This window comes from Mycobacterium intermedium (assembly GCF_002086275.1).
Taxonomy (GTDB): domain Bacteria; phylum Actinomycetota; class Actinomycetes; order Mycobacteriales; family Mycobacteriaceae; genus Mycobacterium; species Mycobacterium intermedium.
Map to the genome: position 1 here is coordinate 21109 of NZ_MVHT01000071.1, position 14918 is coordinate 36026.

Sequence of the window (14918 nt, forward strand, 5' to 3'; positions counted from 1 at the left end):
GGACATCACACCGCGTTCGCGCGCCCTGGGGTGTCGGAGGGGTGTTTACCGCTGGGCTGCGCGGGTAGTTTCGAGCGCGAGAGGGTGGTTGATGGCAAGAAGGACAAGGCCGCTGCTGTGGTGTGGCGCGGTGTTGCTGTTAGCGGCGTGCACACGCGTGGTGGACGGCACGGCGTCACCCGTCTACGGCGGTCCTTCGGCCGGGATCAACGTGGGCGCACTACTCTTGGACGACTCACGGATGCGGGCGATAACAGGCGCGGGTGATGACCTGACGATCATCCCCTCGATGGATGGTGAATCCCCGGTGGACATCGAAGCCCTGGCGGAGATCGTGCCGAAGGAGTGTCGGTTCATCTACGCCGAGACGGTGACCTTCGGACCGGACGTCGAGGGATTCCACAAGACCACGTACCAAGCACCGCCCATCGGCGGCCTGATCTCCGAGGGCGGTGCGGCTTATCGGGACCCGGACACCGCCCGGCGCGCCTTCGACGCCTTGGTAGCCACGGTCGAGGGCTGCGCGACGACGTCGAGCGGTCGACTGTTCGTCGGCAAATGGAAGGCGGACGCCGACTCGTTGCATCTCCGCCCGGGCGATTGCGGCCGCGACTACCGAGTGCTGTCGGCCATGCTGCTCGAGGTAACCTTCTGCGGTTTCCCGGAGTCGGTGTCCGACATCGTGATGACGAACATCATGGCCAACGTGCCGGGCCGGTAACCGCGCCCCGACAAAAAGCCTCAGCCTCGAACGGGCGTTAGCGTCGGGCCGTGTCGGCGATGGTTGCGCTTGCCAGCACCTCGTCGCCGTCGGGATCGGGGCGGTACAACACGACCGTCTGCCCACGCGCCACCCCGCGCAGCGGCGAACGCAGCTGCACGTGAAGTTCGTCGTCAACCAATTCGGCTATCGCGGCGGTGGTTTCGCCATGGGCACGCACCTGTACCACGCACTCGATGGGGCCCGTCGGCGCCGTTCCGGCGGTGAAGACGGGTGCCCGTCCGGTGATCGCATGCACGTCGAGCTCGTCCACGTCACCGACATAAACGGTCGCGGTGTCGGCGTCGATCGCCGTGACGTACCGGGGGCGCCCGTCGGGCCCGGGACCGGCGATACCCAACCCCTTGCGTTGTCCGATGGTGAAGCCGTGCACCCCGTCATGCTCGGCGAGCACCGTGCCGTCCGAATTGACGACGGAACCGCGCCGGACCCCGATGCGGGCGCCGAGGAAGGCCCGGGTGTCCCCAGACGGGATGAAGCAGATGTCATGACTGTCCGGCTTGTCCGCGACCGCCAGGCCGCGCCTGGCGGCCTCGGCACGGATCTCCGGCTTGGGCGTGTCCCCGATGGGAAACGCTGCGTGCCGCAGCTGTTCGGCGGTCAACACGGCCAGCACGTAGGACTGGTCCTTGTCCCGGTCGACGGCGCGGCGCAGCCGTCCGTCCGCCAACCGCGCGTAGTGGCCGGTGGCGACCGCGTCGAAGCCCAGCGCCAGGGCGCGGGCCGACAGCGCCGAGAACTTGATCTGCTGATTGCATCGCACGCACGGGTTGGGGGTTTCACCGCGAGCGTAGGACGACACGAAGTCCTCGATCACGTCTGCTGCGAAGCGTTCCGCGAAATCCCAAACATAGAACGGGATTCCGAGCACATCGGCCACCCGGCGGGCATCTGAAGCGTCTTCTTTGGAGCAACAACCCCGCGAGCCGGTACGCAGCGTCCCCGGTGCTGTCGACAAAGCCAGGTGCACACCAACCACGTCGTGACCGGCATCGACCATCCGGGCGGTGGCCACCGACGAGTCGACGCCGCCACTCATCGCGGCGAGAACCTTCATCGGGATGCCCCCGCGGAGGCGAGTGCGGCCCGCCGGGCTCGCGCGACGGCACCGGGCAGCACCTCCAGCACCGCGTCGACATCGGCATCAACACTGGTGTGGCCCAACGACAGCCGCAACGATCCCCGAGCGCTGGCGGGATCGGCGCCCATCGCGATCAGCACGTGCGACGGCTGCGCGACCCCCGCCGTGCAGGCCGACCCGGTCGAGCATTCGATTCCGTTGGCGTCCAACAACATCAGCAGTGCATCGCCTTCGCAACCACGGAAAGTGAAGTGCGCGTTGCCTGGCAGCCGCAGCGGGTCACTGGCGCCGTTGAGGCGGACCTCGTCGATTTGGGCCAGCACGCCCTCGACCAGTCGGTCGCGCAACCTGCGGAGCCGTTCGCTGTTGGCCTCCACCCCGTCCACCGCGATGCGGGCGGCGGTGGCCATCCCGACGGCGCCGGCGACATCGGGTGTGCCCGAACGGATGTCGCGTTCCTGACCGCCACCGTGCAGCACCGGCACACACGCGACATCGCGACGCAGCAGCAATGCGCCTACCGCGGGCGGACCGCCGAACTTGTGCGCCGTGACGCTCATCGCCGACAGCCCGCTGGCGTCGAAGTCAACCGGCAACTGGCCCACCGCCTGAACGGCGTCACTGTGCATGGGTACGCCGAATTCGGCGGCCACGGCGGCAAGTTCGGCCGTCGGCATGATGGTGCCGACCTCGTTGTTGGCCCACATCACCGACACCAGGGCAACGTCGTCGTGGGCCTGCAGCACCTCGCGCAGCGCGGCTGCCGACACCGAGCCGTCCGCGGCGGTAGGCAGTTTAGTCACCTCGGCGCCTTCGTGCTCGACAAGCCAATTGACCGAATCAAGCACCGCGTGGTGTTCCACCTCGGTGGTGACGATGCGCCGACGGGTCTGGTCGGCATCCCGGCGGGCCCAGTAGATGCCCTTGAGCGCCAGGTTGTCGCTCTCGGTACCGCCGGCGGTGAAGATCACCTCGGAGGGACGTGCGCCGAGTTTTTCCGCGATCAGCTCCCGGGATTCCTCGAGACGCCGCCGCGCCGCGCGACCGGTGGTGTGCAACGACGAGGCATTCCCGACGGTGCCCAGCACAGCCGTCATCGCCTCGATGGCGGCGGGGTGCATCGGGGTGGTGGCTGCGTGATCCAGGTAGACCATGACCCGCCCAGGATACTGGTCGAGCTGGACGGTCCCGAATTTCACGGGGTTACGTACGACCTGCGCAAGACGGCAGCAGCGGGCCGCCGCTGACCAATGCATTGGTCTTCCCCTTGCTGGGCTGCGGTGATCAGCAGCCACGCGATGCTGACCGGGTCGCAGTACGGGTTCGGTGATTGTGGATAAATGGGCAGCTAGACCACTATTTCTTCGAGGATTTCGTCGCGGCGGGACAGCAGCAAGGTGAACGATGCAGCCGCACGGACCCATAGGTACGGCCGTCGCCCGCCTGCACCGCCCTCTGGCAGCGGCTGGCCAGCGCTCGTCGGTCGGCCCCGGGCAGTTGCAACGATTCGACCCGCACCCGCAGCACCGTGCGGCGCACGCGCAGCATCCGCCGAACCGAGCGCAGCAACGTGTCGTCGCCCACGTAGGCAGGCGTGGTCGAGACACTGCCGCCGGCATGGTGGTAGGTCAACCGCAGCGGCTGCACCGGCCGGCCGGCATCGATCGCTGCTTGAAACATCGCCGGGTAGAAGCGCCCTGCGACTCGACCGCACCACGTCGTGCCCTCGGGGAAGGCCACCACGGTTTGGCCGGCGCGCAACCGGTGGGCCACGGTCTCGACCACCCCTGGTAGGCGCCGCAGACTGGCCCGCTCGATCGGGATGATCTGCAGCAGCCGGGCCACGATGCCCGTCGCCGGTCCGGTGAACATGTCGGCGCGCGCCACGAACGACCCCGGCAACACCGCGCCGATGGCGAACACGTCCAGCCAAGACGTGTGGTTGCTGACCACCAGCACACCGCGCACGTTGCGGATTGGGCTGCCCGACACCGTGATCCGCACGCCGAAGCAGCGCAACACCAGGCGGCAGTAGGCGCGCTGGACCTGCGTGCTACCAGGAATCGGCATCCCCAGCAGCGGCAATCCCGGGGCCAGCAGCAGCGCCGCGGTGAGGCGCAGCGTTGCCCGCATTGCCACCCGCACCGGGTGGGACACCGCCACATCGCCGACGCAGCGGTCGTCACACGATGCGCGCGGCAACCAGGAGTGCCCGGTGGTGGTCCGGCCTCTCACCGGCCCGCGCCGTCGGTCGTTTCGGCCCGTTGTGGTTGCGAGGCGGACACCGAACGCAACCGCTTCAGGTACCGGGTGTCGGCGTGCTTCTTGTCGAGCAGCAAGCAGAAGTCGCCGACACCGAAGGCCGGGTCGTGGGCGGGCTCGCCGCACGCCTGGGCGCCCAACCGCAGATAGCCACGCATCAGCGGCGGCAGGCTGGGCCGCGGCGGCGCGGATAAGTCGTCCAACGACCTGCCGTCGATGCGCACCGGCCGGTAGGGTCGCACTCGGTACTGCGACGCGTGACGCTTGGCGATGAAGTCACGCACGCCCCGGATCTGGCTGCCCGGCGGGTGGCCTTCGGTCTCGACGGGTACCGACACGCAGCCGGTCACGTACTCGTAGCCGTAGCGGTCGAGGTAGGCCAGGATGCCCGCCCACATCAGCAGCACCACCGCACCGTTGCGATGGCCTTCCCGCACCACCGCACGGCCCATCTCGACCAAGGACGGCCGGAGCGAATCGAACTCACGCACGTCGAATTCCGTTGCGGTATAGAGCCCTCCGGCGGCTATGGCACCCGAGGGCGGCAGCATTCGGTAGCAGCCCACCAGTTCGCCGGTGTCGTCGTCGCGGACCAGCAGGTGGTCGCAGAATTCGTCGAAGCGGTCCATGTCGCGGAACGCCTCGCCCGTCGCCGGCAGTGTGAAGCCGGGTGTGCTGCTGAACACGTCGTAGCGCAGCCGCTGGGCGGCTTCGATCAGGGCAGGGTCGGTGGATACCAGCAGGGAATAGTGCGGCCCGGGAGGTGACCCCAAACCGGTGGTGGCCCCGGTTCCGTGCGGCTTCTCGCTAGGGATGAGGACAGAAGCGATGCTCATGCCACCAACGTGGCGGAGCCGATCAGCTAACTGGCATCGCCGCTGTGACACGTCGATGCACGGCAGGTGACGAGTTGGGCAACCCGGTGGGTCGAACCGACGCAAAAGCCCCCGATTTCCAGCAGGAATCGGGGGCTTTGCGACTGCTCGCCTTTAGAGCGCGCAGAGAAATCTAGCCCTTGCGGGCCTTGATGCCTTCGGTCAATTGCGGGGCGACCTTGAACAGGTCGCCCACCACGCCGTAGTCGGCGATCTCGAAGATGGGCGCCTCTTCGTCCTTGTTGACCGCCACGATCGTCTTCGACGTCTGCATGCCGGCGCGGTGCTGGATGGCCCCGGAGATGCCGAGCGCGATGTAAAGCTGCGGCGACACCGTCTTGCCGGTCTGACCAACCTGGAACTGGCCGGGGTAGTAGCCGGAGTCCACGGCGGCACGCGACGCGCCGACCGCGGCACCGAGCGAGTCGGCGAGCTCCTCGACCACCTTGAAGTTCTCCGCGCTTCCCACGCCGCGACCACCGGACACCACGACCGTGGCCTCCGTCAGCTCCGGACGGTCACCGGCGACCGCCGGCTCGCGCGCGGTGATCTTGGTGGCATTCTCGGCGGGTTCGGGCACGTCCACGTTGACCACCTCGCCCGCGCCCTCGGACGGCTGCGCCTCGATCGCTCCGGCACGGACGGTGATCACCGGTGTGTCCCCGTTGACCTGCGCCTCGACCGTGAACGCGCCACCGAAGATGGAGTGGACGCCCTTGCCGCCCTCCTTGACGTCGACCACGTCGACCAGCAGGCCCGACCCGATCCGGGCCGCCAGCCGACCGGCGATCTCCTTGCCGTCGGCGTTGGCCGCCAGCAGCACCCCGGCGGGGGCCTGTGACTCGGCCAGCGAGGCAAGCACATCGACGTATGGGGTCAGGAAGTAGTTTTCGGCGACGTCGGACTCGGCGACGTAGATCTTGGCGGCACCGGCCTCCTTCAGCCCCGCCAGGAGCGGCTCGGCCGTGCCGGGCGCGCCGATGACGACGGCGGCCGGCTCGCCAAGGGCGCGAGCGGCGGTGATGAGTTCGGAGGTGACCTTCTTCAGGGCGCCTTCAGAGTGCTCGACGAGCACAAGTACTTCAGCCATGGTTTATTTCGCTCTTCTCGTCTTAGCGGCTCGTTAGATGATCTTCTGGGAGACCAGGTACTGGACGATCTGGTTGCCACCCTCGCCCTCGTCGGTGACCTTCTCACCTGCGGTCTTCGGGGGCTTCGGGGTTGCCGACAACACGGTCGACCCGGCGTTCTCCAGCCCGACCTCGTCGCTCTCGACGCCGATGTCGGCCAGGGTCAGTACGGTCACTTCCTTCTTCTTGGCGGCCATGATGCCCTTGAAGGACGGGAAGCGCGGCTCGTTGATCTTCTCGTTGACGCTGACGACCGCGGGCAGGGTGGCCTCGAGCTTGAACACACCGTCGTCGGTCTCGCGCTCGCCGATCACCTTGCCGTCCTCCACGGACAGTTTGCGCAGGTGAGTCAGCTGCGGCAGGCCCAGGTACTCGGCGATGATGGCCGGCACCGCGCCGGCCACACCGTCGGTGGACTCGTTGCCGGCGATCACCAGCTCGGTGCCCTCGATGGCGCCTAGGGCCCGCGCGAGCGCCCACCCGGTCTGGATGACGTCCGAGCCCTTCAGCCCATCGTCCTTGAGGTGCACGGCTTTGTCGGCACCCATCGACAGGGCCTTGCGGATCGCCTCGGTGGCGCGCTCGGGGCCGGCGGTCAGCACGGTTACCGACCCTTCGCCGCCTTCCCGCTCCCGGATCTGGAGCGCTTCCTCGACGGCGCGCTCGTTGATCTCGTCCAGGACCGCGTCGGCAGCCTCGCGGTCGAGCGTCCAGTCACCGTCTTTCAGCTTGCGCTCCGACCAGGTGTCTGGGACCTGCTTGATCAGGACCACGATGTTCGTCATGGTTGTGGTTCGTCCTCCTCGAAGGTGTCCGGCAGGGTTCGACCGCCGGACTGCGGTCACGCGTCTCGCGACCGCACAGGCACGTTACTAGCGGGTAACTTCTTGCGGTCCGCCCTCACACCATAGCGGGTCGTACTGCACGTTCTTTCGCCTGGATCCCGTCGAGCCAGCGGTCCGGTTCGCGAATCGGGTCGCAGGCGTTAGCCTGCCTTAGCAATGACCGCATTCGTCCCCGACGTACCGCAGCCCGCCGGCCACACACCCCCGCCGGCGGATGCGGTGTTGACGCTGACCGGCGAACGAACAATTCCCGATCTGGACATCGAAAACTATTGGTTCCGCCGCCACGAGGTGGTCTACGAGCGGCTGGCGCCGCGCTGCGCGGACCGCGACGTCCTGGAAGCCGGCTGCGGCGAGGGCTACGGCGCCGACCTGATCGCGCGCGTCGCACGCCGCGTGGTCGCGGTGGATTACGACGAGGCCGCGGTGGCTCACGTCCGCGCCCGCTATCCGCGGGTCGAAGTCATGCGGGCCAACCTGGCCGAACTCCCGCTGCCGGACGCCTCGGTCGACGTCGTGGTGAACTTCCAGGTCATCGAGCACCTGTGGGACCAGGGCCAGTTCGTCCGGGAGTGTGCGCGGGTGCTGCGTCCTTCCGGGTTGCTGATGATGTCCACACCGAATCGGATCACCTTCTCCCCCGGCCGAGACACTCCGATCAACCCTTTCCACACCCGCGAACTGAACGCCGACGAGCTCACCGAGTTGTTGGTCGACGGCGGGTTCGGCGACGTCGCAATGTACGGGCTGTTCCACGGCGCCGGTCTGCGTGAGATGGACGCACGCCACGGTGGGTCAATCATCGACGCCCAGATTGCGCGGGCCGTTGCCGACGCGCCGTGGCCGCCGGACCTCGCGGCCGACGTCGCGGCCGTCACCACGGCCGACTTCGACATCATCGAGGCCGGCCGGGATCCGAACCACGCGATCGATGACAGCCTCGATCTAATTGCGATCGCGGTGCGGCTTTGACCGAGTGCCACTCCGCAACTCCGGTACCGGGCATGTTCACCCTGGTGCTGCACACACACCTGCCCTGGCTGGCCCATCACGGCCGGTGGCCGGTCGGCGAGGAATGGCTCTACCAGTCGTGGTCGGCGGCCTACCTGCCGCTGTTCCGGGTGCTGCGCGCACTGGCCGACGAGGACCGCCGCTCGTTGCTCACGCTCGGCATGACGCCGGTGGTCAACGCCCAACTCGACGACCCTTACTGCCTGGACGGGATGCACCACTGGCTGGCGAACTGGCGGTTACGCGCGGCCGAGGCCGCCAGCGTCCGGTCGGCTCCCCGGTCCAAGTCGGCAAACTATCCGTCCTGCACGCCGGAAGCGTTGCGCACCTTCGGTGCTCGCGAATCCGCCGAGGCCGAGCAGGCGCTCGACGACTTCGCCACGCTGTGGCGGCACGGCGGCAGCCCGCTGTTGCGCAGCCTGATCGACGCCGGCACGGTCGAACTGCTCGGCGGCCCGTTGGCCCACCCGTTCCAGCCCCTGCTCGCCCCCCGGCTCCGCGAGTTCGCCCTGCGCGAGGGGCTGGCCGACGCGCGGCTGCGGCTGGACCACTCCCCGACGGGCATCTGGGCACCGGAATGCGCCTATGCGCCGGGCATGGAACACGACTACGCGGCCGCCGGCGTCAGTCACTTCATGGTCGACGGCCCGTCGCTGCACGGCGACACGGCGCTGGGGCGTCCGGTCGGCGCCACCGATGTGGTCGCGTTCGGACGTGACCTGCAGGTCAGCTATCGGGTGTGGTCGCCCAAATCCGGCTACCCCGGCCACGCCGCCTATCGGGATTTCCACACCTATGACCACCTGACCGGCCTCAAGCCGGCCCGGGTGACCGGGCGCAACGTGTCGTCGGAGAACAAGGCGCCCTACGACCCCGAGCGCGCCGACCGCGCCATCAACGTTCACGTCCGCGACTTCGTCGACGTCGTCCGCAACCGGTTGCTCACGGAGTCCGAACGCATCGGACGACCCGCGCACGTCATTGCGGCCTTCGACACCGAACTGTTCGGCCACTGGTGGTACGAAGGCCCGACGTGGCTGGCTCGCGTGTTGCGGGCATTGCCCGCCGCGGGCGTTCGGGTGGGAACGCTGCGCGACGCGATGGAGGCGGGGTTCGTCGGCGGCTCCGTCGAATTGCCGCCCAGTTCGTGGGGGTCGGGCAAGGACTGGCAGGTGTGGAACGGTGAGAAGGTCGCCGATCTGGTCCAGCTGAACAGCGAAGTTGTGGACACCGCGCTGACCACCGTCGACAAGGCGCTGGCCCAGACCGCTTCGCTGGACGGACCGATTCCCCGCGACCACGTTGCCGACCAGATTCTGCGCGAAACGCTGCTCACCGTTTCCAGCGACTGGCCGTTCATGGTGAGCAAGGACTCCGCGGCCGACTACGCCCGCTACCGTGCTCACCTGCATGCCCACGCGACCCGGGAAATCGCCGGGGCGCTGGCGTCGGGCCGCCGCGACACCGCGCAGCGCCTGGCCGAGGGCTGGAACCGCGCCGACGGCCTGTTCGGCGCCCTGGATGCCCGGAGGCTGCCCCGGTGAGGTTCACCACCACCCGCGAGCGTGCGTGTCGTGCCAGCGACACGCCGCTGGGCATGGCATTTTGCGCACGCTCACGACGCGAGGAGGGGGGACGCGCGTGAAGATTTTGATGATTTCCTGGGAGTACCCGCCGGTTGTCATCGGCGGCCTGGGCCGGCACGTCCATCATCTGTCGACCGCCCTGGCCGAGGCGGGCCACGACGTCGTCGTGCTGTCCCGCAGACCTACCGGCACGGACCCCAGCACGCACCCGTCGTCGGATGAGATCAGCGAGGGCGTGCGGGTGATCGCCGCCGCCCAGGATCCGCACGAGTACACCTTCGGCAACGACATGATGGCCTGGACGCTGGCGATGGGCCACGCCATGATCCGCGCCGGCCTGTCCCTCAAGAGACACGGCAGTGACCGCCCATGGCGACCGGACGTGGTGCATGCGCACGACTGGCTGGTCGCCCATCCGGCCATCGCGCTCGCCCAGTTCTATGACGTCCCAATGGTTACCACCATGCACGCGACGGAGGCCGGTCGGCATTCCGGCTGGGTCAGTGGCGCCATCAGCCGTCAGGTGCACGCCATCGAGTCGTGGCTGGCGCGTGAATCCGATTCGCTGATCACATGTTCGGCCTCGATGTGCGACGAGATCTCCGAATTGTTCGGTCCGGGTTTGGCGCAGATCACGGTGATCCGCAACGGTATCGACGCAGCGCGCTGGCCGTTCGCCCCGCGCCGCAAGCGCACCGGACCCCCCGAGCTGCTCTTCTTGGGACGGCTGGAATACGAAAAGGGCGTACACGACGCCATTGCCGCGCTGCCCCGAATCCGGCGCCACCACCCGGGCACCACGCTGACCATCGCCGGGGAGGGCACTCAGCAGCAGTGGCTGGTCGAACAGGCCCGTAAACACAAGGTGCTCAAAGCAACCCGGTTCGTCGGGCACCTCGGCCATGACGAATTGCTTGCCATACTGCACCGGGCCGATGCGGCCGTACTGCCCAGCCACTACGAGCCGTTCGGTCTGGTGGCGCTGGAAGCCGCCGCGGCCGGGACGCCTCTGGTGACATCAAACATCGGCGGCCTGGGCGAAGCGGTGATCAACGGCGAGACCGGAGTGTCTTGCCCCCCTCGCGATGTTGCGGCCCTGTCTGCGGCGGTGCGCTCCGTGCTCGACGATCCGGCCGCCGCGCAACGGCGGGCCCGCGCGGCCCGGGAACGACTCACCGCGGATTTCGCGTGGCAGACCGTGGCGAAGGAGACCGCGCAGGTCTACCTCGCGGCCAAGCGCGGCGAGCGCCAACCACAGCCCCGACTGCCCATCGTCGAGCACGCACTACCCGACCGGTAACGCCTCTAGAGCCAGGAGAGCATCCCGCTCGGGTCGTCCAATCCGACCACTCCGGCGCAGTAGCGCCAGACGATGTCGCGGTCCCGTTCGCTGTATCCGGTCAGCGGTAGGTAGTGCTGGGGACGCGTCCGGCGGTCGTGCCAAAAACGACCGGTGGGCGGCGCCGGGTTGGTCGCGGCGAGCCAGACGGCGGTATCGGCCCCCTCTTCAGGGGTCCGCAACAACCGTCCGGTGAGACTTCGGAAACGCGGCAGCGCCGCAGCCACGCCGGGCGTATCGGCCCACCCGGGATGCATGGCGTACACCCGGATGTGATGCGGCGCCCAGCGCTGCGCCAGGATCGGGGTGAACGCCACCTGCAGGCGTTTGGTTCGCGCATACGCGGTAGTGCCCCGGTATCGCTCGTACCGGTATTCCGGGTCGTCGACGGGCAGCGACTGGGTATACATCCCGCCGGACGACACCAGGATCACCCGGGCGTCACCCGATTCCGCCAGGATCGGGACCAGGCATTCGGTCAGCAACATCGGGCCCAACACGTGCGTGGCGAGCGTCACTTCGTGCCGGTCAACGGTCTCGGTGCGGCTGTCCGGCAGCACCCCGGCATTGTGGATGAGCACGTCGAGCCGCGGGATTCGGCGCATCAGCTCCGTGGCGAATATCTGCACACCGCCCAGGTCGGACACGTCGCAGACTTCCACCTGGACCTGCGCGTCCGGGTGGTCCGCGATGATGTCCGCGCGTGCCTGTTCGCCCTTCTCCCGATCGCGCACCGTCAGCAGCACGGTCGCGCCCAGCCGAGCCAAACCCCCGGCGATCGCCTTGCCAAGCCCGCGATTGGCGCCGGTGACCAGCGCGGTACGACCGCGGAGCACGCCCTCCGGCGGATCGGCCGGCCAGCCCGCTCGCCGCAGCCGGTAACCGATACGTGTGTAGCCAGGGACGACGGTCCGGTCGAGCGCGGTGTCCACCGCGGTGTCGAGCAAGGAAAGCACCCCGTTACGAACACCCATGCAGACCAGATTGCCCCAGACGCGGAACTCCGTGCCAACCCCTCCGTCGGTAACGTCGGGTTGATGGGGTTGGAATATGCGACCGTGGTCGACGCGCCGCGCGACGATGTGTTCGACTGGCACGCACGCCCGGGCGCTTTTACCCGGCTTTCGCCGCCGTGGCAGCCGATGCGCCTGGTCAGCGAGGCCGAGTCGGTCAAGGACGGACGGGCAATCCTGGCGCTGCCCGGGGGGTTGCGCTGGATTGCCCAACATCAGGCCGGGTCGTATGACCCACCAACATGTTTCGTCGACGACCTCAGCAGCGATGGGCTGGCGTCGCTGCCGCCCCGGATCATCCGGCGCTGGCGCCACACCCACTTGTTCGAAGACGCCGGGCCGAACCGGACCCGGGTCATCGACCGGCTGGACACCCCGGTACCTGCGTTCGCGTTGCGCCCCATGTTCGCCTACCGCCACCGCCAACTGGCCGACGACCTGGCCGCGCACCAACTTGCCTCCGAACATGGATTGACGCCGTTGACGATCGCCGTGACGGGCGCTTCGGGACTGGTCGGCACCGCGTTGACCGCATTCCTCAGCACCGGCGGTCACCGCGTCATCCGTCTTGTCCGGCGCCAGCCGCAGTCCTCGCTCGAACGCCGCTGGGATCCGGCTCATCCCGACGCAGACTTGCTCACAGGTGTTGACGCGCTCGTTCACCTGGCGGGGGCATCGATAGCCGGACGGTTCACCGAGAAGCACCGAAACGCCATCCGCGACAGCCGGATTGGACCGACACGCCGACTCGCCGAACTCGTAACCCGCACCTCCGACGGGCCCAAAGTGTTCGTGTGTGCGTCGGCAATCGGGTACTACGGGTACGACCGCGGCGACGAAACGCTGTCCGAGGACAGCGATCGCGGCGACGGACTCCTGGCCGATGTCGTTGTCGAATGGGAGGAGGCGACTTCGCCGGCCACGCAGATCGCGCGGGTGGTCCAGGTGCGTACCGGCATCGTGCAGTCGCCCGCGGGCGGGACCCTGCGGCTGATGCGTCCCCTGTTCAGCGCCGGGCTCGGCGGCCGCCTGGGCAGCGGCCAGCAGTGGCTGTCCTGGATCGGCATCGACGACCTGGTCGACGTGTACCATCGCGCGCTGTGGGACACCACCCTGGCGGGTCCGGTGAATGCCGTTGCCCCCCAACCGGTTCGCAATGCCGACTACACGCGGACCCTGGCCAGGGTCTTGCGGCGTCCGGCAGTGCTGCCGGTGCCGGCGCTGGGCCCCAGGGTCCTGCTCGGTGAACAGGGTGCCCGCGAACTGGCCTGCGCCAGCCAACGGGTGGAGCCGCACCGGCTCGCCCAAGCCGGGCACCGATTCCGGTGGCCCGACCTCGACCCGGCGTTGCGCCACTTGCTCGGACGCAACAGGTGACTTCCGCCGATCAGGGCCGATCAGGGCCGATCAGGGCCGATCAGACGGGTGCTTGCCGAACCCCTCCCGTTGGTCGAGGATGCCTTTGGGGCCCGGCGTCCCTAGGCCTCGGTCAACGAATGGAGCCGTGTAGATGACTTCCGAAACCGAGCATGGCCTGCACTTTCCGTACCGCTACGAAGCCCGGGTAGCCCCGCTGTGGCTGCCCTTTCGGTGGGGAACCCAAGGTGTCACGCTGACCGACGACGGACGGTTCGTGGCGCGCTACGGGCCATTTCGCGCCGAGGCGCCGCTGTCGAGCGTCCAGGATTCGCATGTGACCGGCCCCTACCGGTGGTGGACGGCCGTTGGGCCGCGGCTTTCCTTCGTCGACGACGGGCTGACCTTCGGGACGAATACCGAAGCGGGTGTATGCGTTCACTTCGACCCGCCGATTCCGCGTGTGATCGGGTTCAAGAATCACTCGGCGCTGACCGTGACCGTCGCGGATACCGACGGATTGGTTGCGGCGCTCATGAAGGCCAAGAAACCTAACTAAGGCAAGGGATTCGGCTCGCCCGGAGCGCTGGCGGGTGCCGAGTCGGGCTGTCGTTGCCAGCGCCGGAACGCCGCCACGCCGATGAGAGCGCTCCCGGTGATCAGGGCTGGCCAGAAGGCCAGCTGAAGAATCCACAGCCGCCGCTGCAGCCGCAACACCTTCTGCTCGCCGCGCCATACACGACGCGATACCGACTTGACACTCACAGCCTCGCAAATACCCCCGGTCCGGCCGTCCAAAACGATGGGTTGAGACGACGATCACGATTGTTCCCGTTTGGGCAGCTCAAGGTGGATTCAGTGGGCAACGGCGGTTGGGCGGACCGGCTACCCAACGTTTCTAGCCAGGAAGGGATGGGAACGAGTAAGCCATGGCACAAAAAAGTGGACCCCTAGAAGCAGTCAGCAGCGTTATCGAGGGCGCCAAAGGTCTGGTGAAGCAAATCATCGGGTTGGTGACCGGCAACGAGCGGTTGGCTGACGAAGCAAAAGCACAGCAGGACAAGGCCGATGCACAGCGTGAGGCCGCCAAGCGCGAAGCGGAGGCCGAAGCGGCCCGCGCCGGCGCGAAGGCGGCTTCCAAGCGCCAGAAGGCCAATCAGTAACTTCTCACCCAGACGATGGGCCCAGCCGCGATTCGCGGCTGGGCCCATCGTGTCCCGGCTAACCGCCGTCTCTGCCGTCGCGACTGCGCGCATATGCGCTGGCGCGCAGGTGCGCGAGCCAGCCCGGGAACAGGTTCACTCCGGGAGCCGTGTTCAGCACGGGGTCAAAGGACACGTCGGAGTCGGGAGGAATCGCCTCGGTCAACGTGATCCGCGCTAGCGGAGTGAAACCTCCTGTGCCACAGGCTTGGTCGAGCGTCACCTCTATTTCGCCGGCTTCCAGGCAAGAGCGCAAGTTGTCCAGCGACAAGCCTGGGCCGGCGATGTCGGTGGCTATGCGCGCCCGCACCCACCAGTTGCTGCCCTGATACTGCAGGGGCATGAGGTTCGTCATGGTGTGTCCTTAAGTTCGTAGGTGCAGTTACTTCGTGTTGTTACGTTGTGCTGTGACCCGGGCGGGTCGGGTGAGGTTGTTG

Annotated in this window: 15 protein-coding genes and 1 pseudogene; 7 read left to right on the top strand and 9 right to left on the bottom strand. The window is 67.9% G+C overall.

What is annotated here, in order from left to right:
- The first annotated feature begins 91 nt into the window (after positions 1–91).
- Positions 92–721 carry a sensor domain-containing protein gene (locus BST27_RS21780; protein WP_069421780.1) on the top strand — a complete coding sequence of 210 codons (630 nt, stop codon included), beginning with the start codon at positions 92–94 and terminating at the stop codon, positions 719–721.
- A 37-nt stretch (positions 722–758) separates the two neighbouring features.
- On the opposite strand, the gene mnmA is transcribed toward BST27_RS21780, so the two are convergent.
- The 6 genes from mnmA to BST27_RS21810 all read right to left on the bottom strand — a co-directional run bounded on the left by mnmA (position 759) and on the right by BST27_RS21810 (position 6914).
- A complete protein-coding gene (gene mnmA, locus BST27_RS21785) occupies positions 759–1838 on the bottom strand; it encodes a tRNA 2-thiouridine(34) synthase MnmA (protein WP_069421781.1) in 1080 nt (359 codons plus the stop codon).
- Positions 1835–3016 (bottom strand): cysteine desulfurase family protein, encoded by a 1182-nt coding sequence (locus BST27_RS21790; protein ID WP_069421798.1) that lies wholly within the window; start codon positions 3014–3016, stop codon positions 1835–1837. Before BST27_RS21790 ends, mnmA begins: the two co-directional genes overlap by 4 nt.
- Positions 3017–3218: 202 nt before the next feature.
- On the bottom strand, positions 3219–4097 hold the full coding sequence (locus tag BST27_RS21795) for a lysophospholipid acyltransferase family protein (RefSeq protein ID WP_069421782.1): 879 nt from the start codon (positions 4095–4097) through the stop codon (positions 3219–3221).
- On the bottom strand, positions 4094–4960 hold the full coding sequence (locus BST27_RS21800; RefSeq protein WP_069421783.1) for a GNAT family N-acetyltransferase: 867 nt from the start codon (positions 4958–4960) through the stop codon (positions 4094–4096). The genes BST27_RS21795 and BST27_RS21800 overlap by 4 nt, the downstream gene beginning before the upstream one ends.
- 172 nt (positions 4961–5132) lie before the next feature.
- A complete protein-coding gene (locus BST27_RS21805; RefSeq protein ID WP_069421784.1) occupies positions 5133–6089 on the bottom strand; it encodes an electron transfer flavoprotein subunit alpha/FixB family protein in 957 nt (318 codons plus the stop codon).
- A 33-nt stretch (positions 6090–6122) separates the two neighbouring features.
- Complete coding sequence (locus BST27_RS21810) at positions 6123–6914, bottom strand: electron transfer flavoprotein subunit beta/FixA family protein (protein WP_069421785.1); 792 nt, start codon at positions 6912–6914, stop codon at positions 6123–6125.
- Positions 6915–7130: 216 nt separating this feature from the next.
- On the opposite strand from BST27_RS21810, the gene BST27_RS21815 reads away from it, so the two are divergent.
- The 3 genes from BST27_RS21815 to BST27_RS21825 all read left to right on the top strand — a co-directional run bounded on the left by BST27_RS21815 (position 7131) and on the right by BST27_RS21825 (position 10871).
- Positions 7131–7946 (top strand): class I SAM-dependent methyltransferase, encoded by an 816-nt coding sequence (locus tag BST27_RS21815; protein WP_069421786.1) that lies wholly within the window; start codon positions 7131–7133, stop codon positions 7944–7946.
- 32 nt (positions 7947–7978) lie between these two features.
- Positions 7979–9529, top strand: coding sequence for a 1,4-alpha-glucan branching protein domain-containing protein (locus BST27_RS21820; RefSeq protein ID WP_069421787.1), 1551 nt, complete (start codon positions 7979–7981; stop codon positions 9527–9529).
- Positions 9530–9626: 97 nt separating this feature from the next.
- Entirely contained in the window at positions 9627–10871 is a 1245-nt protein-coding gene (locus tag BST27_RS21825; RefSeq protein WP_069421788.1) for a glycosyltransferase family 4 protein, read from the top strand.
- Positions 10872–10876: 5 nt separating this feature from the next.
- Here BST27_RS21825 and BST27_RS21830 read toward each other — a convergent pair whose 3' ends face one another.
- Positions 10877–11884: an SDR family NAD(P)-dependent oxidoreductase gene (locus tag BST27_RS21830; RefSeq protein WP_069421789.1), complete on the bottom strand. Its 1008-nt coding sequence runs from the start codon at positions 11882–11884 to the stop codon at positions 10877–10879.
- 63 nt (positions 11885–11947) lie between these two features.
- Between BST27_RS21830 and BST27_RS21835 the strand changes: the two genes are divergently transcribed.
- Positions 11948–13300, top strand: coding sequence for a TIGR01777 family oxidoreductase (locus BST27_RS21835; protein WP_069421790.1), 1353 nt, complete (start codon positions 11948–11950; stop codon positions 13298–13300).
- 133 nt (positions 13301–13433) lie between these two features.
- Positions 13434–13838 (top strand): hypothetical protein, encoded by a 405-nt coding sequence (locus BST27_RS21840; protein ID WP_069421791.1) that lies wholly within the window; start codon positions 13434–13436, stop codon positions 13836–13838.
- Here BST27_RS21840 and BST27_RS21845 read toward each other — a convergent pair.
- Positions 13835–14044, bottom strand: coding sequence for a hypothetical protein (locus BST27_RS21845; RefSeq protein ID WP_069421792.1), 210 nt, complete (start codon positions 14042–14044; stop codon positions 13835–13837). The genes BST27_RS21840 and BST27_RS21845 overlap by 4 nt on opposite strands.
- Positions 14045–14208: 164 nt before the next feature.
- On the opposite strand from BST27_RS21845, the gene mbp1 reads away from it, so the two are divergent.
- The gene (gene mbp1 / locus BST27_RS21850; protein WP_069421793.1) at positions 14209–14442 is read left to right on the top strand and encodes a microaggregate-binding protein 1; all 234 of its coding nucleotides are present in this window, start codon (positions 14209–14211) and stop codon (positions 14440–14442) included.
- A 58-nt stretch (positions 14443–14500) separates the two neighbouring features.
- Here the strand turns inward: mbp1 and BST27_RS21855 are convergent.
- Positions 14501–14839: pseudogene (locus BST27_RS21855) on the bottom strand (phosphodiesterase); the annotation flags it as partial.
- Positions 14840–14918 lie beyond the last annotated feature (79 nt).

Excerpts from the sequence above, each read along its gene's own strand:
- BST27_RS21835 (WP_069421790.1), top strand. The coding sequence starts at position 11,948 with ATGGGGTTGGAATATGCGACCGTGGTCGACGCGCCGCGCGACGATGTG.
- BST27_RS21780 (WP_069421780.1), top strand. The coding sequence starts at position 92 with ATGGCAAGAAGGACAAGGCCGCTGCTGTGGTGTGGCGCGGTGTTGCTG.
- BST27_RS21790 (WP_069421798.1), bottom strand. The coding sequence starts at position 3,016 with ATGGTCTACCTGGATCACGCAGCCACCACCCCGATGCACCCCGCCGCC.
- BST27_RS21820 (WP_069421787.1), top strand. The coding sequence starts at position 7,979 with ATGTTCACCCTGGTGCTGCACACACACCTGCCCTGGCTGGCCCATCAC.
- BST27_RS21815 (WP_069421786.1), top strand. The coding sequence starts at position 7,131 with ATGACCGCATTCGTCCCCGACGTACCGCAGCCCGCCGGCCACACACCC.
- BST27_RS21830 (WP_069421789.1), bottom strand. The coding sequence starts at position 11,884 with ATGGGTGTTCGTAACGGGGTGCTTTCCTTGCTCGACACCGCGGTGGAC.
- mnmA (WP_069421781.1), bottom strand. The coding sequence starts at position 1,838 with ATGAAGGTTCTCGCCGCGATGAGTGGCGGCGTCGACTCGTCGGTGGCC.
- BST27_RS21840 (WP_069421791.1), top strand. The coding sequence starts at position 13,434 with ATGACTTCCGAAACCGAGCATGGCCTGCACTTTCCGTACCGCTACGAA.
- BST27_RS21800 (WP_069421783.1), bottom strand. The coding sequence starts at position 4,960 with ATGAGCATCGCTTCTGTCCTCATCCCTAGCGAGAAGCCGCACGGAACC.
- BST27_RS21805 (WP_069421784.1), bottom strand. The coding sequence starts at position 6,089 with ATGGCTGAAGTACTTGTGCTCGTCGAGCACTCTGAAGGCGCCCTGAAG.
- BST27_RS21810 (WP_069421785.1), bottom strand. The coding sequence starts at position 6,914 with ATGACGAACATCGTGGTCCTGATCAAGCAGGTCCCAGACACCTGGTCG.
- mbp1 (WP_069421793.1), top strand. The coding sequence starts at position 14,209 with ATGGCACAAAAAAGTGGACCCCTAGAAGCAGTCAGCAGCGTTATCGAG.